Source organism: Bacillus sp. es.034, assembly GCF_002563655.1.
GTDB lineage: Bacteria > Bacillota > Bacilli > Bacillales > Bacillaceae_B > Rossellomorea.
The window spans coordinates 4,096,778-4,122,575 of the sequence record NZ_PDIY01000001.1 but is presented as its reverse complement, the minus strand read 5'-3'; the positions used below and the strand labels follow the sequence as shown (position 1 = coordinate 4,122,575).

General features: G+C 45.5%; 20 protein-coding genes. 16 read left to right on the top strand and 4 right to left on the bottom strand.

Annotated features, from left to right (window positions below; all coding sequences use genetic code 11):
• Window positions 1-36 precede the first annotated feature (36 nt).
• Complete coding sequence (locus ATG71_RS21015) at window positions 37-1,587, bottom strand: glycoside hydrolase family 10-like protein (protein WP_098441327.1); 1,551 nt, start codon at window positions 1,585-1,587, stop codon at window positions 37-39.
• A gap of 277 nt (window positions 1,588-1,864) precedes the next feature.
• Between ATG71_RS21015 and mnmH the strand changes: the two genes are divergently transcribed.
• The 13 genes from mnmH (at window position 1,865) to ATG71_RS20955 (ending at window position 18,622) form a co-directional block, all read left to right on the top strand.
• Window positions 1,865-2,905, top strand: a complete 1,041-nt coding sequence (mnmH, locus tag ATG71_RS21010) for a tRNA 2-selenouridine(34) synthase MnmH (protein ID WP_098441326.1) — start codon at window positions 1,865-1,867, stop codon at window positions 2,903-2,905.
• Between the two features lie 105 nt (window positions 2,906-3,010).
• On the top strand, window positions 3,011-3,376 hold the full coding sequence (locus tag ATG71_RS21005) for a MerR family transcriptional regulator (protein ID WP_286163086.1): 366 nt from the start codon (window positions 3,011-3,013) through the stop codon (window positions 3,374-3,376).
• Complete coding sequence (locus ATG71_RS21000; protein WP_098441325.1) at window positions 3,360-3,815, top strand: SRPBCC family protein; 456 nt, start codon at window positions 3,360-3,362, stop codon at window positions 3,813-3,815. The genes ATG71_RS21005 and ATG71_RS21000 overlap by 17 nt, the downstream gene beginning before the upstream one ends.
• A 488-nt stretch (window positions 3,816-4,303) precedes the next feature.
• The gene (gltB, locus tag ATG71_RS20995) at window positions 4,304-8,902 is read left to right on the top strand and encodes a glutamate synthase large subunit (RefSeq protein ID WP_098441324.1); all 4,599 of its coding nucleotides are present in this window, start codon (window positions 4,304-4,306) and stop codon (window positions 8,900-8,902) included.
• Window positions 8,903-8,919: 17 nt separating this feature from the next.
• The gene (locus tag ATG71_RS20990; RefSeq protein WP_098441323.1) at window positions 8,920-10,407 is read left to right on the top strand and encodes a glutamate synthase subunit beta; all 1,488 of its coding nucleotides are present in this window, start codon (window positions 8,920-8,922) and stop codon (window positions 10,405-10,407) included.
• A 588-nt stretch (window positions 10,408-10,995) separates the two neighbouring features.
• Entirely contained in the window at window positions 10,996-12,438 is a 1,443-nt protein-coding gene (gene nagE / locus ATG71_RS20985) for an N-acetylglucosamine-specific PTS transporter subunit IIBC (protein ID WP_098441322.1), read from the top strand.
• A gap of 103 nt (window positions 12,439-12,541) precedes the next feature.
• Complete coding sequence (locus tag ATG71_RS20980) at window positions 12,542-13,258, top strand: DUF2161 domain-containing phosphodiesterase (protein ID WP_098441321.1); 717 nt, start codon at window positions 12,542-12,544, stop codon at window positions 13,256-13,258.
• A 107-nt stretch (window positions 13,259-13,365) separates the two neighbouring features.
• Window positions 13,366-15,237, top strand: coding sequence for a squalene--hopene cyclase (shc, locus tag ATG71_RS20975; protein ID WP_353616296.1), 1,872 nt, complete (start codon window positions 13,366-13,368; stop codon window positions 15,235-15,237).
• Window positions 15,238-15,310: 73 nt separating this feature from the next.
• Window positions 15,311-15,961: a heme-dependent oxidative N-demethylase family protein gene (locus tag ATG71_RS20970; protein WP_286163085.1), complete on the top strand. Its 651-nt coding sequence runs from the start codon at window positions 15,311-15,313 to the stop codon at window positions 15,959-15,961.
• 88 nt (window positions 15,962-16,049) lie between these two features.
• Window positions 16,050-16,250 (top strand): heme-dependent oxidative N-demethylase subunit alpha family protein, encoded by a 201-nt coding sequence (locus ATG71_RS23870; protein ID WP_483295321.1) that lies wholly within the window; start codon window positions 16,050-16,052, stop codon window positions 16,248-16,250.
• A complete protein-coding gene (locus ATG71_RS20965; RefSeq protein ID WP_098441319.1) occupies window positions 16,247-16,732 on the top strand; it encodes a hypothetical protein in 486 nt (161 codons plus the stop codon). Before ATG71_RS23870 ends, ATG71_RS20965 begins: the two co-directional genes overlap by 4 nt.
• Window positions 16,732-17,685, top strand: coding sequence for a PDR/VanB family oxidoreductase (locus tag ATG71_RS20960; RefSeq protein ID WP_098441318.1), 954 nt, complete (start codon window positions 16,732-16,734; stop codon window positions 17,683-17,685). The genes ATG71_RS20965 and ATG71_RS20960 overlap by 1 nt, the downstream gene beginning before the upstream one ends.
• A gap of 139 nt (window positions 17,686-17,824) precedes the next feature.
• Window positions 17,825-18,622 carry an arylamine N-acetyltransferase family protein gene (locus ATG71_RS20955; protein WP_098441317.1) on the top strand — a complete coding sequence of 266 codons (798 nt, stop codon included), beginning with the start codon at window positions 17,825-17,827 and terminating at the stop codon, window positions 18,620-18,622.
• Between the two features lie 16 nt (window positions 18,623-18,638).
• Here ATG71_RS20955 and ATG71_RS20950 read toward each other — a convergent pair whose 3' ends face one another.
• The 3 genes from ATG71_RS20950 to ATG71_RS20940 form a co-directional block, all read right to left on the bottom strand.
• Window positions 18,639-18,824 (bottom strand): hypothetical protein, encoded by a 186-nt coding sequence (locus ATG71_RS20950; protein WP_034762451.1) that lies wholly within the window; start codon window positions 18,822-18,824, stop codon window positions 18,639-18,641.
• 141 nt (window positions 18,825-18,965) lie between these two features.
• Window positions 18,966-20,216 (bottom strand): helix-turn-helix domain-containing protein, encoded by a 1,251-nt coding sequence (locus tag ATG71_RS20945; protein WP_179886596.1) that lies wholly within the window; start codon window positions 20,214-20,216, stop codon window positions 18,966-18,968.
• A 107-nt stretch (window positions 20,217-20,323) separates the two neighbouring features.
• Window positions 20,324-20,986 (bottom strand): VC0807 family protein, encoded by a 663-nt coding sequence (locus ATG71_RS20940; RefSeq protein ID WP_098441315.1) that lies wholly within the window; start codon window positions 20,984-20,986, stop codon window positions 20,324-20,326.
• A 211-nt stretch (window positions 20,987-21,197) separates the two neighbouring features.
• On the opposite strand from ATG71_RS20940, the gene ATG71_RS20935 reads away from it, so the two are divergent.
• The 3 genes from ATG71_RS20935 to ATG71_RS20925 all read left to right on the top strand — a co-directional run bounded on the left by ATG71_RS20935 (window position 21,198) and on the right by ATG71_RS20925 (window position 25,747).
• Window positions 21,198-23,273 carry a hypothetical protein gene (locus tag ATG71_RS20935; RefSeq protein ID WP_098441314.1) on the top strand — a complete coding sequence of 692 codons (2,076 nt, stop codon included), beginning with the start codon at window positions 21,198-21,200 and terminating at the stop codon, window positions 23,271-23,273.
• A 12-nt stretch (window positions 23,274-23,285) separates the two neighbouring features.
• Window positions 23,286-25,256 carry a beta-propeller fold lactonase family protein gene (locus ATG71_RS20930; protein ID WP_098441313.1) on the top strand — a complete coding sequence of 657 codons (1,971 nt, stop codon included), beginning with the start codon at window positions 23,286-23,288 and terminating at the stop codon, window positions 25,254-25,256.
• Window positions 25,257-25,336: 80 nt separating this feature from the next.
• On the top strand, window positions 25,337-25,747 hold the full coding sequence (locus tag ATG71_RS20925; protein WP_142953505.1) for a hypothetical protein: 411 nt from the start codon (window positions 25,337-25,339) through the stop codon (window positions 25,745-25,747).
• The last annotated feature ends 51 nt before the right edge of the window (window positions 25,748-25,798 follow it).

Sequence of the window (25,798 nt, the reverse complement as noted above, 5' to 3'; positions counted from 1 at the left end):
GCGTTTCTCCATTAGGGGAAACGCTTCTTTCTATGATTATCGTACTCTCACTGTTTTCGCACCCTTACTTTCCACACCTGTCGGAGAAACGGATGTAACACCATACGTGTACATTCCATCTTTCAGAGCAGAAGTATCTTCATAGGTTGTCAGACTATCTTGGGAATACACGACATCAATGATATTCGCCGGATTCTGGTAGTCTCCTTCTTTTACGCCATCAAAGCGGTAAATCACATACTTTCTGGCATCGGAATGCTTCTTATCATCGATGGTCAAGGTGATACCGTCTTCCTGCTTATCCGCTTTTACCGTGTTCGGTTTTTTTGGAAGATCATCGTTGTTCCAAGGAGTGGCAGGCGTCAATGCCTTTTCCGTATATACTTCATTTCGTAAGATGTCGGCGTACCCAAGTGGGTTTTCGAAAATTTGTCTTAAGGAGAAATGCATTTGGCCGAGCGCCGTATCGTTAGCCCGGTTGTCCATGATTTGTCCCGGCAGTTCATAAGGATTGAACCATTCCTGGTCAAAGTTGTCCCCGACCTTATAATCGGCCATCCCGATGTACAGATTGACCGGATGTTCATAAGAATACTCATTCACTTCCCGACTCCACCAATCGAGCAGGACAGAGTAGTTGGCGACGGCGAGTTTCCTCGACCAGTAGATTTGCGGGGTGATGTAGTCGATGCTTCCATCCTTGATCCATTGACGGGTGTCGGCATACAAGTCATCGAAATTCGTTTGTCCTGCTTCTGTCTCGCTTCCTGTCGGATCATCGGCGATATTTCTCCACACGCCAAATGGGGAAATCCCGAATTGGACATAGTCTTTGATTCCTTTGATTTCAGTGTTGATGTCAGCCACCAGTTCATCGACGTTGTTCCGTCTCCAGTCATCGATATTGTCGAATGTGCTGCCATATTTCTCGTATGTATCTTGATCTGGGAAGCTTTCTCCTGCAATTTTATAAGGATAGAAATAATCATCCATGTGAACCGCTTCTATGTCGTAGTTGCTTACTAGTTCTTTCACTGTATCAATCAAGTAATCTTGTACTTCGGGAATTCCAGGATTGAGATAGTATTGTTTTCCATATTTCAGTACCCACTCCGGGTGAAGTTTGGCCACGTTGTCATCCGCGAGGGACTCGATCGTTTGATTCGGCATCGTGATCCGGTAAGGGTTCACCCACGCGTGTACTTCGATTCCACGTTTATGAGATTCGTCTAACATGATGGCAAGTGGGTCATAGCCTGGATTGGTTCCCTGCTCATCACCCGTAATATACTGGGACCATGGGGCAAGTTCGGAAGGATACAAGGCATCGGCAGTCGGCTTGACTTGATAAATCACCGTATTGAAGTTCAATTCTTTCAACTCGTCCAGGGTGTTCACCACCCAATCCGTAAATTCCTGCTTGTCCATTCCAGGCGCCATGTCAATATTCGTCACGGTCGCAATCCACGCGGCCCGCATCTCATGCTTCGGTTCAGTTGCCCCGGAGGCCTTCGCTTTCCCGGTAGAAAAGGGAAGAGCCAGTGAGAACAACATCACGGCCATAATCATGTACTTTACTGCTTTCATTTCTCTACTCCTCTCTTACGGTTACAAAGAAACCGCTTTCATTTAATTGAAATAATACTTCATGAATTTTTAAAAAAACATGAAATATTATTTCTCTTTTCATTATAAGGGGTTCTATTACTCTGGTATATAGTACCAATGAGGTGAAAAAACTGAATATTCAATCGATAAACAGTAGGAAAGGACCAGGTGAATACTTCTAAAAAGAATAAAAAGGGAAAGAATGAATACGGAAGTGGTGTAAAATAAAAGAGAGATATAAAAAGGAGAGGATGACATGTTCAAAGATCTATCGATCGATCAATGCGATTTAGATAAGTATACATTCGTGGACGTACGGTCTCCTTCTGAGTACAGGGAAATGACGATTCCGGGCAGCCTGAATATACCCGTTTTCGATGATGTAGAAAGAGCAGAAGTAGGGACATTATATAAGCAGGTGAGTAAGGAAGTGGCGACGGAACGGGGACTGGAGATTTTTTCAGGTAAGCTTCCCCGATTCATTAACGAATTCAGGAAACTTGAGGGTGAAATCGTCGTGTTTTGCTGGCGGGGTGGCATGCGAAGTAAAGCAGCCGCCACTTTCCTTGACCTGATGGGGATCAGGACTTCCCGGATTCCGGGAGGAGTCAGGGCTTATCGCCACTGGGTGTTGAAGGGGCTTGAAAATATTGACATGAAGCCTGCTTCTTTTGTACTGAACGGCGGGACAGGCACCGGAAAGACCGCGATCTTGAAGAAGCTTCAAGAAGAAGGATATCCGGTTCTTGATATAGAAGGCCTCGCCAACCATAGAGGGTCCATATTCGGGGAAATCGGACTTACGGCCAACAACCAGAAAACATTCGATTCTCTCCTCCTTCGGGAACTGATGAAGAAGCAAGGTTCTCCTTTTCTGTTATTTGAAGCGGAAAGTAAGCGGATTGGAAAGGTTCTCCTTCCTGATTTTCTCATTCAGGAGAAGGAAGAGGCATTTCATATCTTTATCGAAATGCCCATGAAAGAGAGGGTCCGGCATATTTTAGACGAGTACCGCCTCCACGAACACCATGAAGAGTTTGTAAAAGCATTCAGGTCCATCAAGCGGAGGATTCACAGTCCGGTTGCAAATGAAATAGAGGCTGAGCTGCAGAAGGGAAACTATGAACGGATATTGGAACTGCTCATCGAATACTATTATGATCCGAGGTACTTACATATGTGGAATCAATATCCTGAGGATCGAAAGACCACGGTTAAGGTGCATTCAATCGAAGAAGCATACCAAGAGATCAAGAAGCTTCTTCCTGAAAAAAGCCCCTTGGTTTCCAATCACTGAGACCTTTGCCCATGAGGATGGGGAAGGTCTCTCTTCTTTGATGAGTTTTTATGTAAAGGTTGACCGTGTAGTGCACCACATGGTTTATGATCTAGGTGTGAGGTGATGAGGGTGTACAAAGTAAGCGAGTTTTCCAGGATGACAGGACTGAGTAAGGAAACACTGAGGTACTATGCAGAGGTCAAGCTACTTGAACCAGTGTATATCGATCCTGCAAACAACTATCGCTATTATGATAATGGATCTTATCTCGTAGGTCGATTACTTGTTTACTTGAGGAGGTTTAACTTTACCATCCAGGAGATGCTCACCGTCGTGAATGATGAATCATTTGAAAATCTGGAGGAGTTGATCAAGGCGAAAAAGCGGGGGCTGGAAGCTGAAATTGAACGTATACAAACTGTGATTCAGGAAATGGAAGATTTCTTTGAAATGGGAATGGAGGACGGAAGAGATGATTACATGGCATGAGGAACGGATCATACCAGTCAATATTGAAACAGTCTGGCATTTATTCGAGCTTGAAAATATTCAGCGCATAATGCCGAACGTCGTTGAAAACAAGGTCATTGAGCGAAAAGAGGGCGTGGTGGGATCGACCTACCAACAGAAATACAAAGAAGGGAAAAGGATTGAAACGTATATAGTAGAGGACCTGGAGTACGAAAATACCCCGGAGAAGAAGCATAATAAAATTGGCTTCACACTGGCCAAGGCATTTGAAATCGAGGCCGCATTCACTCTTCATAAAATCGATGAGAATCAGACGAAATTCGTTTATAAAGGGGAAAAAAAAGGCTTGAACTTCCTCGGAAAAGTACTACTGAAACTTGGCGGGGAGAAAAACAACAACAAAGTCGTCACAGATTTCATGAACCTCGTAGAAAGTGAAGCGATGAAAGAAGCATGAAGAAAGAGGGACGGACCTTCGAATGTTCGAAGGTCCGTCCCTCTTTTTTGTTTGAAAAGGTCAACATGAGGGAAAAGAAGGGAAATTATCATAGAATTCCGTTTGTATATTTAGAGGTCCGTCCCTCCAACAAAAGGCCCGATTTGGTGACGGATTTTTGTTGTTAAAAAAATTTTTTTATTGATGTTTTTGCATGAAAATTCATGTGGGATTTTGTTGAAATATGCTTAGGGACACGAATTATTGTAAGCGATTTCTTTGTGTTTGTATCAAGGTTTTAAGTATTCTGAATATTAAGTTAAAGGTATTATTTAAAAATCAACGTTCTTTCTAACAATTACATATATATTTGGAAAATATGCACGTTTACTATTAACATAATTTTTCGTTTTTTCTAAATTTCATGATATACTAACGAAAATTAAGAAAATTTAATTAACCGGTTAATTATTCAAAAAATATACAAGTTTAGTAGAGGAGGACATTGGATGAAAACGAATCTTCCTGTAGCGCAAGGCATGTATGATCCTGCGCAAGAACATGAAGCATGTGGAATTGGCATGATTGCAAATATCGATGGGACGAAAAGTCACAGCATCGTTCAAAATGCCATTAATATTCTATGTAACTTAGAGCACCGCGGAGGACAATCTGCTGATACAAGTACCGGGGACGGTGCAGGTATCCTTACCCAAATCCCTCATCATTTCTTTAAGAAGCAATGTGAGAAAGAAGACATCATCCTCCCAAGGAAAGGTGAATATGGGATAGGGATGGTGTTCCTACCTGAAAATTATGACAAGCGCCAGAAGAGTAAAGAAATCTTTGAACGCATCATTGAAGAAGAGGGTCAGAAGACACTGGGATGGAGACCTGTTCCACTTAATGATTCCTTTGTAGGGAAAGTGGCATCGAAGTCGAAGCCGTTCATCCGTCAGGTGTTCATCGGGGCATCGGAAGACATGCAGTCACGGATGGATTTTGAGCGCAAGCTTTATGTGATCCGTAAGCGTATCGAAAAAGAAGTGGCGACCGTCGAAGGACAAGAGGACGTTTACCTTTGCAGTTTGTCTTCCACGACCATCGTCTACAAAGGGATGCTCATCCCGGAACAACTCGATTCCTTTTATATTGACCTCAACCACCCTGAGTTCCGTTCAGCTTTAGCTCTTGTACATTCCCGTTTTAGTACAAACACTTTCCCAAGCTGGCAACGGTCTCATCCAAACAGATATACCATTCATAATGGAGAATTCAATACATTGCGAGGAAATGTGAACTGGATGCGCGCACGTGAAAAACTGTGCAGCTCAAGTGCCTTCAATGAAGAAGACCTGGAAAAAATCCTACCCGTTATCGATGAGACAGGCAGTGATTCCTCCATGTTTGATAACTGCTTTGAATTCCTTCACTTATCAGGAAGATCCCTTGCACATACAGCCATGATGATGGTGCCGGAACCATGGGAGAACGATGACACGATCCATCCAAAGAAGAAGGATTTCTATGAATATCACAGCTGTTTGATGGAACCGTGGGATGGACCGGCAGCCCTCGTGTTCACGGATGGAACGCAGATCGGGGCCTGTCTGGATCGAAATGGACTACGCCCGGCCCGATACTATGTGACAAAGAGCGGCATGATCGTTCTTGGATCTGAAGTAGGGGCGCTGGATATTTTTGCCGATGATATTGTATACAAAGACCGCCTGCAGCCTGGGAAAATGCTTCTCGTCGATTTGGAAAAGGGAAGAATCATCCCGGATGAAGAAATCAAGCTGCGAGTTGCTTCCGAGCAGCCGTACAGACACTGGCTGGATAATAATAAGTTTGAACTTGAGGATCTTCCGGAAACGACCCAGGAAGTGGTGCAATTTGATTCTGATGAAGTCCTCCTGCAGCAGCAGGCATTCGGCTACACGACAGAGGAACTGAACAAAATCATCAAACCGATGGTGACGGATGGGAAAGACCCGGTCGGTTCCATGGGGTATGATTCCCCTCTCGCCGTGTTATCCAAGAAGCCACAGCTTCTTTATAATTACTTCAAACAACTATTTGCTCAAGTCACAAACCCGCCGATCGATGCGATCCGGGAACAAATCATCACATCTGTGGGAACAACGATCGGAGCAGAAGGGAACCTGGTGAATCCGGGTCCTGAAAGCTGCAGGCACATCCATTTGAAGTCTCCGATTTTAACCGGGGAAGAGCTTGAGAAGCTTCGTCATCAAAAAGAGAAGGGCTTCAATGCTGTTACGTTATCGACTTTATTTAACGTAACAGATGAAGAAAACCAGCTCGAAGGCACGCTGGATGCTCTGTATGAAAAAGCTGACCAGGCCGTTGTAGCTGGTGCCACACTCCTTATTTTATCTGACCGGGGAGTCGTGAAGGATAAAGCAGCGATTCCAGCACTCCTTGCCGTTTCCGGACTGCATCATCACTTAATACGTCAGGGGACGCGTACAACCGTAAGTATCCTCCTGGAATCAGGGGAGCCAAGGGAAGTACATCATTTTGCCACCCTGCTGGGATATGGTGCAGAAGCCATCAATCCGTATCTGGCCTATGAAACGCTGCGTGATTTAATTGAAAAGGGCGAGATTCAAGATACCACTTATGAAAAAGCGGTGCAGCGTTTTGTGAAATCGGGAACAGATGGGGTCATCAAGGTCCTATCCAAAATGGGGATTTCCACGATCCAAAGTTACCGTGGTGCCCAAATCTTTGAAGCAGTCGGAATTCATAAGGATGTCATAGATAAATATTTCACCCGTACCGCTTCAAGACTCGGCGGAATCGGGATGGATATCATTGAAAAAGAAGTTCTCTTACGACACAGAAAGGCATTCAATGACCGGAAAGATAACCAGAGTACCCTGGAATCCGGTGACGAATTCCAATATCGTAAAAATGGGGAGGATCATGCGTACAATCCGAGCACGATCCATACTCTGCAACATGCATGCCGCACGAATAATTATGAACTGTTCAAGAAATATTCCAATATGCTGACAGATGAAAAGCAGAATCTCCAATCCCTGCGCGGCCTTCTTTCGTTTAAAGAAACGAAGCCCGTGCCGATTGAAGAGGTGGAATCAGTCGAAGAAATCTGCCGCCGCTTCAAGACCGGTGCCATGTCATTCGGTTCCATCAGTCAGGAAGCCCATGAAGCATTGGCGATCGCCATGAATAAAATCGGCGGACGTAGCAATTCAGGAGAAGGCGGGGAACACCCCAGCCGTTTCATCCCGGATGAGAATGGAGATTCAAGGCGCAGTTCGATCAAACAAGTAGCCTCAGGTCGCTTCGGCGTGACGAGTCATTACCTTGTGAATGCAGATGAGATTCAAATCAAGGTCGCTCAAGGGGCCAAACCCGGAGAAGGGGGACATCTCCCTGGTAAAAAGGTCTATCCTTGGGTTGCTGAAGTAAGGGGATCGACACCGGGGGTAGAGTTGATCTCACCACCGCCTCATCATGATATCTACTCGATCGAGGATCTTGCCGAGCTTATTTATAACCTGAAAAATGCGAACCCCGAGGCACGCATCAGCGTCAAGCTGGTATCCGCCGTAGGTGTCGGAACGATTGCAGCAGGTGTGGCAAAAGGCAGAGCCGATGTTGTGTTGATCAGTGGATATGACGGAGGGACCGGTGCTGCACCTCGAACCAGTCTGAAACATACGGGACTGCCTTGGGAAATCGGTCTTGCCGAAGCCCATCAGACCTTACTGTTAAATCGCCTCCGTGACAGGATTGTCGTTGAGACGGATGGCAAGATGATGACGGGCCGGGATGTGGTCGTCGCATCCCTTCTTGGAGCAGAGGAATACGGATTTTCGACTGCACCACTTGTTGTCCTTGGCTGTGTCATGATGCGAGTCTGTCATATGAATACATGCCCTGTCGGAATTGCGACACAAGACCCTGAGCTTCGTAAAAAGTATACAGGGGACCCGGAACATGTAGCGAACTTCATGCGTTTCGTTGCTCAGGAAACAAGGGAGCTCATGGCTGAGCTTGGCTTCAGAACGATCAATGAAATGATTGGACGAACTGATGTCCTCCAAGCGAACGAAGCGATCGATCATTGGAAAGGAAAGGGGATCGACCTGTCAGCCCTTCTCTATCAACCGGATGTACCTGAGAAAGTCGGCAGATATGCGACCCGTAAGCAGGATCATGAGCTTGAGAAGACACTGGATTTCCAAGAACTGATTCCACGCTGCCGCAATGCGATTGAAACAGGGGAGCCGGTTGAATGGACGACGGCGATCCGGAATATTCACCGTGTGACCGGGACGATGCTCGGCAGTGAAATCACCAAGCGATATGGAGCAGAAGGATTACCTGAAGATACGATCCGTCTGACCTTCAAGGGATCTGCAGGTCAAAGCTTCGGTGCATATATTCCTAAAGGATTGACATTGAGACTTGTCGGGGACTCCAACGACTTCGTCGGAAAAGGATTATCAGGCGGGAAAATCATCGTCCATCCGGATCCGACCGCTACCTTCATCCCTGAGCGGAACACGATCATCGGAAACGTTTCTTTCTACGGGGCGTCCGGTGGAGAAGCTTATATTTACGGCGTAGCAGGAGAGCGTTTCTGTGTCCGTAATAGTGGAGCCCAGGTAGTCGTGGAAAGCGTCGGGGATCACGGATGTGAATACATGACGGGAGGAAAAGTCGTGGTCCTTGGTTTGACCGGACGGAACTTCGCTGCCGGTATGTCCGGTGGGGTCGCTTATGTCCTGGATGAAGATGAAAGCTTCCGTTCAAGATGTAATCAGGAGCTTGTCCTTGTTCAGCCATTGTTTGATCCGGAAGAGATGAAAGATGTATACGACATGATCGAAAGATACGTTCATTATACAAATAGTAACAACGGGAAGAAGATTTTAGCGAACTGGGAATCCTACGTATCAAAATTTGTGCGTGTGATACCAAAATCCTATCTCAAGATGAGAGAGCGGATCAGTGAGCTTGAAAATAGTGGATTAGAGAAATTCGATGCGGAAATGGCCGCATTTGAAGAAGGTACAAAAGAAGAGAAAAAAGTATTGGAACCCGCGAAATAAAGAGGGAGGGGGATATGATGGGAAAACCAACCGGATTCATGGAATATACCAGACAGACAACGGCTGAGAGACATCCAGCCGAACGAACGAAAGATTGGAATGATTACACCACTCCTCTTTCGGAAGAAGAAATCAAGAAACAAGGGGCACGCTGCATGGACTGCGGCGTTCCGACTTGTCAGTCCGGAATGGAGATCAACGGGTCGACATCGGGATGCCCCGTGTATCACCTGATACCGGAATGGAATGATCTTGTGTATCAGGGACAATGGAAGGAAGCATTGAAACGTGAGCATCAGATGAATAACTTTCCTGAGTTCACCGGCTTCGCCTGTCCTGCACCATGTGAAGGGGCATGTGTGCTCGGGATCAATGAGCCCCCTGTTGCCATCAGGACCGTAGAACGCTCGATCATTGAAAAGGGATTTGAGGAAGGCTGGGTCATTCCGGAACCGCCTCAGTTCCGCACAGGTAAACGGGTGGCCGTCGTTGGATCAGGTCCTGCTGGATTGGCTTCAGCTGCGCAGCTGAATAAAGCAGGTCACCTCGTAACAGTTTTTGAAAAAAATGATCGAGTGGGCGGCCTCTTGACGTATGGGATTCCTGAGATGAAACTTCCATACTCGGTCGTAAAGCGCCGTGTCGATATTTTAGAAGAAGAGGGCATTGAATTTGTAACGAATACGGAAGTCGGGAAAGACTACACGGTGGAAAACCTTCGGGAGAACTTTGACGCCGTCATCCTCTGCGGAGGAGCAGCCGTCCATCGTGACATCCAGGTCGATGGGCGTGATCTGAAAGGCGTCCATTATGCCATGGAATTCCTTCATGCTAATACGAAAAGCTTATTGGATTCGAATTTACAGGATGGCGAATATATTTCTGCTGAAGGGAAGAATGTCATCGTCATTGGCGGCGGGGACACAGGTACAGACTGCCTGGCCACTTCCGTGAGGCATAATTGTAAAAGCCTGACTCAGTTCGATATCTATGATAAAAAAGGTGCGATGCGGGATGAAGTCGGCAATCCTTGGCCCCAATATCCAGTCATTCACCGGGTGGAGTACGGTCAAAAGGAAGCGGCCGAAGTTCTCGGCGATGATCCCCGTGCGTACGCTGTTATGACGAAGAAGTTTGTCGGTGACGAACATGGCCATATCAAGGAAGTTCATACGGTCAATGTGAAGCTTCGTTATGACGAGGATGGAAACAAGGTACGTGATGAAATCCCGGGAACGGAAAAAATATGGCCGGCAGATCTTGTCCTTCTGGCCATTGGATTCAGCGGACCTGAGCAGGATCTGATCAACGAGCTTGAAGTCGAAACAAACAGTAACTCCACTGTGAAAGCGGAGTACGGAAACTATATGACAAACGTCGATGGCGTCTTCGCTGCCGGAGACATGCGACGTGGCCAAAGCCTCATCGTCTGGGCCATCAACGAAGGCCGTGAAGCAGCCCGCGAATGCGACCGCTACCTCATGGGCACAACTGAATTACCTTGATTTTAGAGGGACGGACCTCCGTCGGGCTGGATGCCTGATGGGGGTTTTTTGATGTTTGAGGGACGGACCTTCGTCGTGGTTTGGATGTTTTTATGGGGAGAGCTGGCTATAGCCTTGGCGGGGCTTGAACAATCCTTGAAAAATGAGGAAAGTTAGCTGTTTTAAGGGGGAAATGGTGGAGATTCCATCTCGCATGACTCTAAGAAGGTACTTAAATCTAATAATAATAGCCAAATGACTCTTTTAGACGGTCTAGGTGAAGATTCCATAAAAGGAATGGAAGGTAATTGCGTCATTTTAGAGGGGGATTGCGTCATTTTAAAATTTATTGCGTCATTTTTTCTATAATTGCGTCATTTAAGGGGAGGATTGCGCCTTTTTCTATTTTATGGAAATCGCCAATCGCAATACTACATATTCCCCCTTCAAGGTCCGTCCCTCATCTTCAATCATTTAAAATAAACCTTTCAATCTCACTGAATACACACCGGCATCCACTTCTAAATAACTTAATGCCGGAATATTTTTTAAAGAAGGGCTTTGTCCTCATTAAAGACTTTAAAAACAGACTGATTGGGGGAAAACAAAATGATGAAATACTTGCAGCGCATTGGTCGTTCGTTGATGCTTCCTGTTGCCGTGTTATCGGCTGCAGCGATTTTGATGGGAATCGGGTATTGGATTGACCCGTCCGGCTGGGGGGCGGATAGTCCGATTGCCGCTTTCTTGATCAAGGCAGGGGCATCGATCATTGATAATATGGCGATTCTGTTTGCTGTCGGCGTCGCACTCGGGATGGCAAAAGCGAAGGATGGATCAGCTGCACTAAGCGGACTGGTCGCGTATCTCGTCATTACCACATTGCTGTCGACGGATTCCATTGCGTTGTTACAAGGGATAGAAAAAGAGGCAGTGAATCCGGCCTTTGATAAGATTGGAAATCAATTTGTCGGTATTCTGTCGGGTATTGTAGCGGCAGGGATGTACAACCGCTTCAGTGCTGTAAAGCTACCGGATGCTTTTGCTTTTTTCAGCGGGAAACGATTGGTGCCAATCATGTCGGCTATCGCCATGCTCGTTGTTTCAGGCGTGATGCTTTTTGTCTGGCCGGTCATCTATACAGCGCTTGTTTCCTTCGGGAAGGAAATCAGCGGGCTTGGATTTACAGGCGCAGGTTTATATGGATTCTTTAATCGCTTATTGATTCCTACAGGGTTGCATCATGCGTTGAATTCTGTGTTCTGGTTCGATGTTGCCGGAATCAATGATATCGGGAACTTCTGGTCGGGCAACGGGGAAAAAGGTGTGACGGGGATGTATCAGGCGGGATTCTTCCCTGTCATGATGTTTGGTCTCCCTGCAGCTGGTCTTGCCATTTATCATGCAGCGAAACCAGGTAAGAAAAAGCAGATTGCTTCTCTGATGCTTGCAGCAGGTTTTGCTTCCTTTTTTACAGGAGTGACAGAGCCTCTTGAATTTGCCTTTATGTTCGTGGCACCGGCTTTATATGTAGCACATGCAGTGCTGACAGGGGTATCCCTTGCGATCGCATCTTTCTTTCACTGGACGGCAGGCTTCGGCTTCAGTGCCGGCTTCGTTGATTTTGTTCTGAGCTCAAGGCTTCCATTGGCCAATCTGCCATATATGCTGCTGATTCAAGGTGTGGTATTTGCTTTCCTTTATTATTTCTTATTCCGTTTTATGATTGCGAAATTCAATCTTATGACACCGGGCCGTGAAGAAGAAGTAGAAGAAGGAGAGAAGGCTTCTGCATTCACTCGAGAAGACAAGTTCGCTGTCATGGCAGCAGAGATCTATGCCGGACTCGGCGGAGATGAAAATGTCACCTCGGTTGAGAATTGCATTACCAGATTGAGAGTGGAAGTGAAGGATATGGAGGCAGTGGATCAGGAACGGATCAAAGCAACGGGGGTTCCGGGCATCCATGTGATGGGTGAAAATAGTATTCAAGTGATTGTTGGCACTTCGGTACAATTTGTAGCGGATGAGATAGAGAAGATTCGGGGGTAAGGTCATTCTTAAGGGCAGGTCTTTCTTTCTCTTAAACTGCAAAAATCTCTCCAATAGTCTATACTTTATCTTATAGAATTTTTTCCGGAAAGGTTTTTTACCCATGACGAAATTGAAAGAATCGGATCTTTATCGGCCGATCCAGAAGCATTTTCATAAACAGGGATATCAGGTGAACGGTGAAGTGAATGACTGTGATCTGACGGCGATGAAAGAGGGGGATCTTGTGATCGTGGAGCTGAAGCTTTCCTTGAATGTCGAGCTTCTCATCCAGGCAACGAAGCGCCAGCGTCTGACGGATCTTGTGTACATTGCGATTCCGAAACCGAAGCGCCTCCGGTCGAAGCGGTGGAATGATGTACGTCATTTGGTCAGGCGTCTTGAACTTGGTCTGATTACGGTTTCCTTTACGACAAAGACGCCCAAGCTTGATTTTGTCACTCACCCGGAACCTTTTGACCGAAAAAAGGTGATGAGAAATAGCAAAAAGAAGCGGGCGGCCCTGGTGAAGGAAATCGATGGCCGAAGCGCGGATTACAATGTAGGCGGCAGCAATAAAACGAAGATCATGACCGCCTATAAGGAGAGCTGCATACACATTGCCTGCTGCCTGGAAAAACACGGACCCATGTCCCCGAAGAATTTAACAAGGCTGGGGACTGGTGACAAGACGCCATCCATCCTCCAGAAGAATTATTACCGGTGGTTCGAGAGGGTGAAAAGGGGCGTGTATCAACTCACGGACACCGGCAGAGAGGAAATGCAGAAGTATCCTGAACTTGTAAGCTATTACTCACAAAAAACAGAGGAAAACCAGTAAGAGCCTGCCTCCCGGTAAACCGGCGGCAGGCTCTTCTTTGATTCCCACTACTAGTACCCCCATCCCTCACATATACATAACAACAGATAAGGCATCCGGGAGGACGAATGATGAAAAAGAAGATAGAGAGCACGATCCGGAATATGACAAGCGATCTACAGAAGATGCAAAGGGGAGATGGAAGCTGGTCCTTTTGTTTTGAAAATGTCGTGATGACCGATGCGTATATGATCATCCTTCTGCGAACTCTCGCCGGGGATGAGGATGAACTGATTGGACAGCTGGTGGACCGCCTCTGGAAATGCCAGTCAAGGGAGGGCACGTGGAAGCTCTTTGAAGATGAGAAGGAAGGGAACCTGTCATCTACCATCGAGGCATACTTTGCCCTGATATTCAGCGGCATGGTCAACGAGGAGGATAAAAGACTTCTGAGAGCCAAGCGGTTCATAGAGAAAAAGGGAGGGTTTCACAAGGCCCATTCCATGACGAAATTCATGCTGGCACTGCATGGTCAATATGAATGGAAGCATCTCCTGCCGGTCCCCATTGAATTCCTGTTGCTTCCGAAGACATTTCCCCTGAATTTTTGGGATTTGAGCAGTTATACAAGAGGGCATCTGGCGCCGATGATGCTGCTGAAAGATCAGAAATTCACGATCAAAACAAGTAATACACCACAAATACAGGATTTGTCCCGTGATGTAAATGAAGAGAGGTACAACGAACGGGAATGGAGATTGTTTTCGAAAATAAGTGAAGGCATTCAGTCACTTGCGGGCATTCCCTCCCAACTTCATCAGCAGGCAAGGCAGTTTGCCCTGGAGTATATGCTGCAGCGGATGGAGCGTGATGGGACCTATCTCAGTTATTTCAGCACGACGTTTTATATGATTTATGCCATGTTGGCACTGGGTTATAAGAAAAATGACCCGGTCATCGTAAAGGCATTACAGGGGTTAAAGGAAATGGCATGCGAAACGAAGAAAGGCATCCATATCCAAAACTCTCCTTCTACCGTATGGGACACCGCTTTGATCAGCCATGCCCTTCAGGAGGCGGGGGTGGATGCAAATGAAGATGTTATACAAAAATCAGTGGATTATCTTCTGAAGAGGCAGCAATTCAAATATGGGGACTGGGCGATAGAGGCCGGGGTGAGACCGGGGGGATGGGGCTTTTCAGAGAGCAACAGCATTCACCCTGATGTGGACGACACAACGGCTGCTCTCAGGGCCATTACGTATTCAGCTGCAGGGAAGCCCCTTATCAGACAGTCATGGGATCGTGGGATTGAATGGGTGTTCGGTATGCAGAATCGTGACGGAGGCTGGCCCGCTTTTGAAATAAATAAGACAAAACCAATTCTTACTTCTTTTCCAATGGACGGGGCCGAGGCGGCAGCCATCGACCCCTCCACTCCTGATTTAACGGGGAGAGCCCTTGAATTTCTGGGCAGCCGGGCAGGGTTGACCACGGAACATCCACAGGTGAAGAAGGCTGTTGAGTGGCTGAAACTGATGCAAAAAGAGGAGGGATCCTGGTACGGTCGCTGGGGCGTCTGCTACATCTATGGAACATGGGCGGCCATCACGGGAATGAATGCCGTGGGGGTATCCTCTTCTGATAAACATATACAAAAAACAAAAACTTGGCTGGAAAGCATTCAACGAAAAGACGGGGGCTGGGGGGAGTCATGCTACAGCGATCAGGAAAAAACTTTTGTATCCCTTCCTTTCAGTACCCTTTCACAAACGGCATGGGCACTGGAGGCGCTCATCTCTATCGAAGACAAACCGACACCTGCCATCGATCTCGGTATCATGGCGCTTCTCGAATTAAAGAACGGTGCAGACAATGAGGCATCCAAAGCATACCCCACAGGCATTGGTCTTCCAGGAAACTTCTATATTCACTACCACAGCTACCAATGGATATGGCCGCTTATCACACTCAGCCGCTACAAAGAGAAATTCGGGTGAGGGACGGACCTCTTGAGGTCCGTCCCTCTATACGATAAGATAAAAGTAAGAATATTCTAAAAAAGGTGATTGTATGATGAGTGTGGATTCGTTTCCTTATCCCTTTAAGGGGGATGTGTATCGTTATTCTAATAATTCGGTTCCATTGGAAGAGGCAGGTTGTGTAGAGGTTACCGCTTCGTATCGAGAGGAGGTCAAGCTGAAACGGAAACTGCTTACCGAACATCCTGAGAGGTGTTTCCAGTCCCGTCCACATACCTTGAAAGCTCAATGGGAAATAGTGGAGATGGTGATTACACATCTCACAACCTATTATCCTCAGCAGTTTTCCCTGGAAAAAAATGAAGGGGCCTGGACGTTCCACAATCACATTTTAGAGGAGAACACAACGTTTACATTTGGGGATAAAGCCACGCTATCCTTGGAGCCCCTCGATTTTATCGGTCGTCATGTACAGGAGGATCTGATTTTTATGATGCAGCGGGATGGGGATTTATATATGGATGCGGGACAGTTATGTTTCCCGGCCAACTGGTCCCTTGCATTTAATATCGGTATGAGCTTCAAGGAGATACATGGACCCATCCCGGGGTTTAAGGAAGAGGGATTGGATCAGCGGATCCTGATGTTTTTGATGCGGATGGAAGCGGGAGATCCCTGGGTAAGGCGGAACTGGTCGTTAATGGGGGGGAAATCGTCTGGATACTTCCCTGGAAACCTTTGATGAGTGGGGAAAAGGAAGAAGAAAGGTTTCAAAGGAAAATGTCGGGGAATTCGTTCATTTTCGTGTAGAGGTGCAGAAGCTGTTCCGTTTGTCAGGTTGTAATGGGCTGCTCTTTACCATCCATACCCATCTCCTTCCACTTGAAGAATTTGCGAAGAATCATGAATGGACGAATGAGTTTTATCATATTCTCCAGGAGCTTCCTGACTATATAGCCGATTATAAAGGGATCACCTTATTTAAAGAAGATGTCATCGGGTACTTGAATGAAAAGAAGGTGGGTATGTGAAGACACTCCTGCAACCTTTGTTCGTACCGGGCAAACGAAAGTATTTATTCTTGGGTGATGAAGAAGGAATGAAGCGACTGTCCCCTGTCATCCAAAAAGTAATAAAGGATGAATATCCTAATCAATCGGTGTTGTTGGATGAAAGGGAGGAAACGGATATTTCTCGTTGGCTGGAAGGTCAGAAAATGGGGAGTTTTCTATACATTTCGATGGAATGGAACAAGCTCTTCTATTTCAAAAAAATGGCAGAGGCTCATGGTTTTTCTTCAGAAGAGACACAATATATCGGACACGGAGTCAGATTCATCCATGTATTCTGTTCTAAATGCCATCAGAAAATGGAAGTGAATGGCGAGCCAATCGATCAAATCACGACCTGTCCTCATTGTCACTTGAAGTTATCCGTTTCCACTCATTTTTCTCCATTACATGAAGCCTATCTCGGGTATGCAGCACCCGACAGAGCAGGGAGTGATCAATAGTGAATCAAGCTAAAACCATAAACGTCACTGTCCAATCGATCCATCAGGAAACGCCTTATGTTAAACGGTTTTCACTAACTCCAGCCGAGGATGAACTTCTTCCTCCTTTTAGCGGGGGTTCCCACATCACGACGTATATTGAGACAGGAGGGGAGACGATTGCACGGTCCTATTCCGTTACGAACCCACCATGCCAAAGGGATGCATATCACATAGCCATTCGCTGCCATGAACGATCCAAGGGAGGATCCCGTTATTGGCATAAGCAGATGAAAACAGGAGACACCCTCCGCATCAGTCTTCCACAGAATCATTTCCCATTGAGCTTTCGGGCGAAGCATCATGTTTTCTATGCAGCGGGAATCGGGATCACTCCCTTCCTGTCCATGATGGCTGAACTTAAAAAGGAAGGTCGATCCTTTGAACTTCATTATGCTGCAAAGTCCGAGGAACATTGTTCATTCTATAATCAGTTAAAGACCATGTATCCTAAAGAGGTCCATTTTTATTTCTCATCAGAAAATAGATTAACAGATGATAGTCTTCACGAACATAGAATCGGTACCCATGTATACTTTTGCGGTCCGCCATCATTTATTGATGAATGGACTGAAAGTGCCCTTTCCATCGGATACCCCCGGGCAAGCATTCACTTTGAGCGATTCACTCCTCCTCAGTCAATCGTGCCTCATGATTTTTGGGTGGAATTAAAAAGTGGACCTATCATTAAAGTTCCAAAGGACAGGAATTTATTAGAAGCCCTTCTCAAGGCAGGGGTCAATGCGCCGTATTCCTGCCGGGTCGGTCGTTGCGGGACATGTGAGGTGAAGGTATTGGAAGGGGAAGTCGACCACGGTGATTCTTTCTTGAGTGAAAGTGAGAGGAATGAACACCACTCGATCTTAACATGTGTTTCCAGGGCAAGAGCGGAGAAGTTGCGGATTCAGCTTTAGTGAATTTTGACCGAAATAAAGGCGATTGGCCGCGCCTGAATCCCAAGCTGAATGTCAGGCGATAACCTCTTCCCTTGAAATCGACAATGAGAAGCAGGTAAACTTTAAAGACTAACCTCCAAGAAAGGATGTACTCGCCATTAACAATCTGGACAAACTATTCCGCAAAAGGATTCAGTATTCAAGTCCAGATCCCGTAACCTTTCAGGATCTGGATATCATATTAGAAAAAATGGCGCATCATATTCCATTTGAAAATATATGCATTGTTGAAGAAAGGTCCCATAAACTGACCAAAGATCATCTATTGAATAAAATGCTCATCTTGAATGAGGGAGGTCTTTGTTATGAACTAAATTCACTCCTTTATTTATTCCTGATAGAAAACGGATTCGAAGCTTCCTTAATACAGGGAGCGGTCTATGATCATGCTTCAGGCACGTTCGGGCGAATCGGCAGGACACATGTAGCCGTTAAGGTGTGTCACGAAAAACATTATTATATTCTGGATGGGGGCTTCGGAGGGAATATTCCGATGAAACCCGTACCATTATCGGGGGAGACGATCTCTTCCGCCAATGGGGAATTCAGAATACGGGCAGGTGAAACGGCTTATGGGGATTATAAATTAGAAATGAAATTAAAGCATAAAGACACCGATTGGAGAATCGGGTATGCATTTGATTCCAAACGAACGATCAAGGATGTTCGTTTCCTTGACGACGTGCGTGTCACAGTGGAAGATCATCCGGACTCCCCCTTTAATAAACATCGGTTACTGACAAAACGAACGGATGACGGGAGTGTGACCTTGACAGATACGTCCTTTACTCAATGGAAGAAAGGGAACGTAAAGAAAAGTGAAATAAATTCAGAGGAGTACCAGGAATTTTTAAACCTTTGGTTTTTTCAATCAGATAAAAGAGACCCGGAATGAATCCGGGTCTCTTCATTTACTTACCGAGCATCGCCATAATCCCTTTATAGATTAAGAAGAGTGAGAATACGAGGATAGCTAAAATACCGATGATGTCCGTTACCGGTGACACGCTTTCTAAAAATGTTCCGTTAAGTGGTGCCCTTAACAATGCGAAACCGGAAAGAATACCTGCTACTAATAAAAGAATGAATCGATCCATTCTAATCGCCTCCTTTCACGATAGTATATGAAGGAGGGATTGAGAAGTTGAACCCAATAATGGTAAGTGTTTTCATTCACACATCGTGCAGGGATCATTCCAATTCGTAGTAACTGATTTCATTCACACATCGTGCAGGGATCATTCCAATTCGTAGTAACTGATTTCATTCGCCATCTTTTCGGATGCGAGCTCGAACCCTTTTTCTGTTTGGCCGGTTTTGACATAATACAAAAAGAGTTGCCGTTCATAATGCTGGTACATTAACTGACTGCCCGTCCTTTTGAAGTGGGGAAGGGCGTTTTTTTCAATATACTGATAGAGTTCTTCATTATTGTTTTTCAGTGTAAGAAGATAGATCTCGAAGAATACAAAGGTGGGGTCCTGGTGCTCCCTGGCTTTCTTCAGCCCACTGTTTGCCAGGTGAATGAGCTCTTCTTCAGGAAGAAGGCTCCCTTTTATACAGGAAAGGATGTATCCACTGAGTGTGACTAAATAAGAAGAAGCAGGGGTTTTCTCTGTCGTGAGATCCAATGCCCTTTCATATGCTACTTTCGATTCCTTATATCGTTTTCTGCGGAAATATTCGAATCCCAGGTTATTATGGATTTTATGTGCCCTTTCCATGGAGTTGACCGATTCACAGACTCTAAGGAGTTTATTATACTGTTGTTTGGTCTGTTCCATATCGAAAGGTTCTTTCGCGTTCAATTGAATTAATATGAGAATTTCAGAATCGATGACTCTGAGGATATTTAATGTTTTTTGGAAATACTGCAGTGCCCTTTGGCCGTAGTAATAGGCAAACGTATTTGAATGGATGGAATGATAGGCTGTTGCCAGATGAAAATAATATTCAGCGTTCGGGTATTCATCATCAATTTGCTTTAAGGCCTGGATGCAGCAGTCGAATTTTCTCGTTGAATAATAATAGATTCCTCTTACATGCAGTAAAAGGTTGTGCTCATAAGGGGAAAGAGAGTCCTGTTTCGTTTTGATCATGCTCAGGATTTCGTTTGCTTTTAGAGGGTTATTCAAGAACAGATGGTACCTTGCTAATAATAAATGATATTGGAAAAAGAAATCGGATAAAAATCGTAAAGGCTCTTTTTCGATTTCTGATTTCAGTTGATGGATTTCATGGGGCCGGATCATAATGATCGCATCGTTCCACTTGGCCAATGTATGCTGCAGGGATTCATATCGCGAACGTTCTGCGACCATATCGACTCCAAGCCTTTTAGCAAGTAAATCGGTGATTTCACTTGAGTACTCTGTGATCCCCCTTTCGATTTTACTTAGATGTGTGGTGGAGCAGATCCCCTGTGCAAGCTGCTCCTGGGTCAATCCTGATTCTTCCCGATGAAATTTAATCAATTTACCTTCAATCATAGTACACCTCGGCGTGAACGTTTTATTATCCATTATAGGAAAAATATTCTCTATGTTCCATAGGGGTGGGACAAGACGGAGGTCTGAAGGCAGAAACATCCAAAAGGCTACACGGCATCAGTCTTTTCTTCTTGGAGTTCATTCTGTACTTCCTGAACTAAATGAGGGGAGTCATTGATGATCTTCCCGATATAGAAGAATCCGGCAACGGTGATACCGGTTATGATCCAGCTGAACGCCTGACGCAGGATGATGCCTTTATCAAATGCCTCCACACCATATTCCATAATGAGCCATGCTTTCACAACAGCGAGGATCCCGCTCCTCAGTGCGAAGCAAAGCGTGATCAACTGAAACAAGATATACAGAGGTTTCTTATAGAAAAGTCTCTTACCAAACGTACGGTCATGGCCTTGGAGCTCTGCGAAATCAAGGCCAAAGTATAAGGTGATGGGCCTTCTGACGACCATGGTAACAAAGAAAAACAAACTGATCCCGGCAGCGTAATAAACATTATTCCAAAGAAGCTGTAATGACGAACCGGCCAGTACGTCTATCAGGGTACCGACAATCAAGGTGAGCAAAATGAACAGGCCGAATGTATTCACTTTTTTCATCTCGATGAATCGGTAGACGGTATAAATGATCCCGGGAACAGATGAAAGGAGCATGGCGTAATAATCTCCGGTGTAATCCCTCATGATATTCCATACAAATAGAGGGAGGGCGACGTAAATCATCAGATCCAATAGTACAATATTTTTCTTCACTTTTATCACTCTTCCTTTTTTTCCATTTACAAAGAGTACGGTTCTCAAAAGGACAAAGTTTCAAATGAATGGATAATGATTTGAAAAAATGAAATCGATTTCTTTTTTATGAAAATTCTTATTGAGATTCTTTCTCAATTAAACTATACTAATAGACAGTAATGAGAATCATTCTCGAATGGTTCGTGAACGTTGAGAGGGGCTACATAGAATGAATAGACCATGGAAAGTATTATCCGCGTCCGTTTTGGCATCTTCACTCCTACTTGCTGGATGTGTAAGCGGGAAGGATGGAGCATCAGAAGCAGACGGAAATCAATCTGAAGAAGCGAAAAAGGGTGCAAGCAGAGTGAATGTATCTGATTATACGTTTGATACTGCCGGGAATATGTTTGCTTATGCAGAATTTGAATTATCCGGTGAACCGTTGGCAGAAAGCCTGGGACTGGATTTGGATATATTGGATATCAATAAACTGGATCAACCGACAAAATTTGATTATACTGCCGGCGTTGAATCCTATGAATATTCAGAGGAAGCCATGTATGAAGTAGTTGAAAAATCGGGTCTGGGATTGCATTTGATCAATGGTCCAGCAGTGGACATCCTTCAAAATGGAAAAACAGCAGATGAAATATTGGGAAGCCGCTTTTATGAATTGGCGGGTGCTGTCGGATATCCGGAAGATGAAATTTTTAGGAATATGTATCCGACTTTCATCGAATACTCTGCCGGCGATCCCCATTATAAAAGTAAAGTAGATACAAGTGAGTATGCAGCAAATGATGACGGAAGCTATGTACCTATGTATCAAGTAAACTTCGAATCACTCCGATGGGATCGTGATAAAATGGAGAAAACCCTTGTCCCTTCAGCGTATGGGGCAACGTTCTTAAAGCAGGCGCTATGGGCCGGTGATTTCATGGGCGGCTTCCACACGATTGATGGGGACGAGGAGCTTGCCGGAGAAACGTCAAAGGATGATGATGATGAGAATGTTGCATTGGGAGTCAGCTCAGCCGATGGTTTCCAGGGAGCGGTCCTGACGGAAGAAATATGGAATAAAGTGAATTACATCGGGAATGAACTGTTCGTTGATGCTTCTACAGGGGATTTGGCGGCAGCGGGACTCGGAAGCCAGTATGATCCGTCGAAAGGATATGTTTATTTACCACATAGCATAGAGGTGACAGAAGACGGTAAGGAGGCACCAAACGCCAAGTCACTTTCCGTCAAAGACTCCAGCAGTGTACTTCAAGACCAGTGGATGATGCTTTGGCCAAGTTCAGAATTCTATGGAATGACGGACCAAAGGGAAAGCAATCCGAACAAGACACCATCATTCCAGGCGTTGTTTGACGGTGCACCATATCCTTCTGCACCTAAAGAGAATACGGATGACTCATCCGACAACGATGTGAAAGGAACGGATCCGTTCACTGCCAATCAGAATGTGATGCTTCATGTATTCAAGAATATTGATGCCATGCATTTCAATGACGATAAAGGGATGTTTGTAACAGAAAATGATGGAAAAGAACAAGGGACGTATATGGATACGTTCCAGGCAGGATACACAATGGAATCGATGAGGATCTTCCAGCGTGCAATCGATGGGCTTCCTGTCGGGTACGCATCAGGGGAGTCAGCTGAAGGCCTGAAAACATCTGAAGGCAAACGTGCACTCGAAATGATCCGTAAGCAGGCAGACTTCATGATAGACAACCTGGTCATGGATTCTGGTCTCGTTGCAAAAGGGTTCGACCTTGAAAACGGTGCAGACAGAGATGTTACATTGGATGCGCAATTAGGGGCCATAAGAGGATTGACGGCTGCTTATTTAGCCACTGAAGATGAGAAATATCGTAAAGCAGCTCGCTCGATCTACGATGCTATGGACTCTAAGCTTTGGGATGACGAGCTGAAAGTGTACGAAACATCGAAAGGGAAAATGGAGTATACCCCATATACAGCAGGCGCATTGTCTGCCACATACCGGGTCGCCCTGCAAAATTTAAGTAACAGGGAATCGGATTCCGATGGACCTGAAAGCCTTGAAATCGATGCGATCACGGACCGTTACAGTGATTTCTACGATACGGTCATCGATGGTCCGTCCAGTGAAGAAGGAATGCAGGCAAGTGAATTCTGGGACACAGGGGATTACTATGACAGCAAGGACTCATCAGGAAATACTGATGGTGACAATGTTCCGCAGATTCAGGCCGGACATGGTCAAAACGGGATAGCTCCCGTATTGCTTCCTGTGACAGTCGAAAAACGATAAAGAAGGGATCCTATGAAGAAAATGATAGGATATGCAACAGCGTTTCTCTTAGCAGGAACGCTTGTTGCATGTTCAGTTCAAACGGCAACCAAAGATGACCCAAGCTTCGAGTCAGTTCGTAAGGAATCGGTCAATAGTGATAACATGCTCCAGAATAAAGAAGGAACCGAGCTATATATTGCCAATCTTGATGCAAATACGGTTTCTATCGTGAATGAGAAAACACAGAAGGTTGAAAAAGAAATTCCTGTCGGGAAAGAACCGGTTCAATTGGCTTTATCACCGGATGAAGATCGCCTGTATGTTTCGTGCCGGTATGATAATAAGATTGCTGTCATCTCGCTTGGAGAAGGGAAAGTAGTAGATTCCTATGAGGTGGGAACGGAGCCTTTTGGACTCCTGACGAGCCAGGATGGTAAGACCCTGTATGTAGCCAATTACCGTGAGAGCACGATTATGATGGTGGACGTGAAGAGTGGGGACGTAACTGAGACGATTCCAGTCGACGATCGACCAAGAACGATGGCTGAAACAGCAGATGCGAAAAAGTTATATATTCCTCATTATCTATCCGGTGAAATATCCGTGCTGGATACAGAAAAGAAAAAGGTTGCAAAAACCATTAAACTGGCAGACTCGCCTGATGTTTCTGACCGGAAAAAGAGCCAGGGGATCCCCAATACCCTTGAGCAATTTGTGATTGCACCCGATGGTAAAACGGCATGGATCCCTCACTTGGTGACCAATATAGATACTCCCATTCAGTTTGAGGAAACAATCTTTCCAGCGATCTCCATCATCGATCTTGAAAAAGATGAGGAATTGGTGGATAAAAGAAAAGAATTGTTTGATGAAATCAACGTGCTGAATTCAAAAAATGAGACGATGATCGTATCAAATCCCTATGATGTGGCGTTCCAAAAGGATGGATCGAAAGCATATGTGGTGATGTCGGGAAGTGAAGACTTAGTCGTTTTTGATCTGAAGCGCGGTGGGAATGCCACGCAGATTCTACGAAGGATCGAAGGGGATAATCCCCGAGGAATCTTATTAAGTAACAACGGAGAAACTCTTTACGTCCATAATGCCATGAGTCACGACCTTGCGACCATTGATTCGGGAGGCAGCTCGACTCATTCAAGGGCGAAAAAGCTTCAGGATAACATCTCCCTGATTGAAAAAGATCCTCTCGATCCACAGGTTCGTAAGGGGAAAACCATTTTTTACAGTGCCAATAGCGATGAGTTTGAAGCGGATATCACCGGTAACAACTGGATGAGCTGTGTTTCCTGTCACAGTGATGGAGAGATCAACGGATTGACCTTGATGACTGGAAGGGGGCAGCGGAATGTCCCTACGAACACAAGGACTGCGGAAACCGGACTCTTTACGTGGGACGGCAGCCGGGATGACTTTACGGATTATCTCCTCACGGTCCAGGGTGAAATGGGAGGTATGATGAAATATGAGCCTGGGGAAAAACTGCCGGCGGATGTTGAGAAGATGTATGATGATTTATTTGCCTATCTGAAGGATCCGTTATCTTTCCCCGTTCCACAGAGTCCTTATAAGAAAAATGGGGAATTAACAAGCTCGGCGAAAGACGGAAAGGCTCTTTTTGAAGCCAAAGCCTCCTGTATCTCCTGTCATAGCGGCAGTCAGTTTACGGATAGTGTGGAAGCAACCGGTGAGGACGGAAAGCTGACAACGGATGTGACAGACTATCTACATGATATCGGGACAGCCAACCGGTATGACGTGTCAACAAAAGGCGACGCCAGGGCGGACTTCACAAATCCACGGGATGGAAAAAGTTTTGATACACCAAGTCTGGTGGGAGTGTGGGCGACTGGCCCATATCTTCATGATGGAAGTGCCGGGACCATCGAGGAATCCATTCAGCGTCACCAATATGAAGAGAAATCGGAGCTGAGTCAAATCGAAATGTCCAAGATTGCCGATTATGTAAGGTCCCTTGATTAAATGTTGTGTTAGAAACCAGATTAATTATTGTTAAAAAGCTTGAGGAGATTTCCTCAAGCTTTTTATTTATGGGCGATTCTGTGGGGGGAGGAATTCTCCCTTCCAACCGGTATTTCTTCATCCAAGTGATTGCGATTGCGGCTGTGACAGTCCCGTCTCTCGGAATCTACTTAGGAGAAGAGATGAAGCTTTTTATGGGAAATGAATTCATCCAGGTGTCACGTTCGATTGGTGCAGGAAGGTTCCACCTGTTCAAGCAGCATCTGCTGCCCAAGTTCAGAAGGCACTCGATCGTATTATTTTCAGAACAGGTTTCCCAGACGATTGCCTTACTCATCAGCTCGGCATCCTTCATATGTGCCTCGGAGGACTTAAAATCGCCAACTTCGGCATCATGGAAACCATTCCGGTTTATTTCTCAGAAACGAACGAATGGGCAGCGACGATCGCCATCAACATTCAGCAGATCTTCCTGCGTCCCTTGCTTGTAGTCGTTCTTTACGCAAAGGTCCCGTTTTAAACAGCATCTTCTCTTCTTCTGA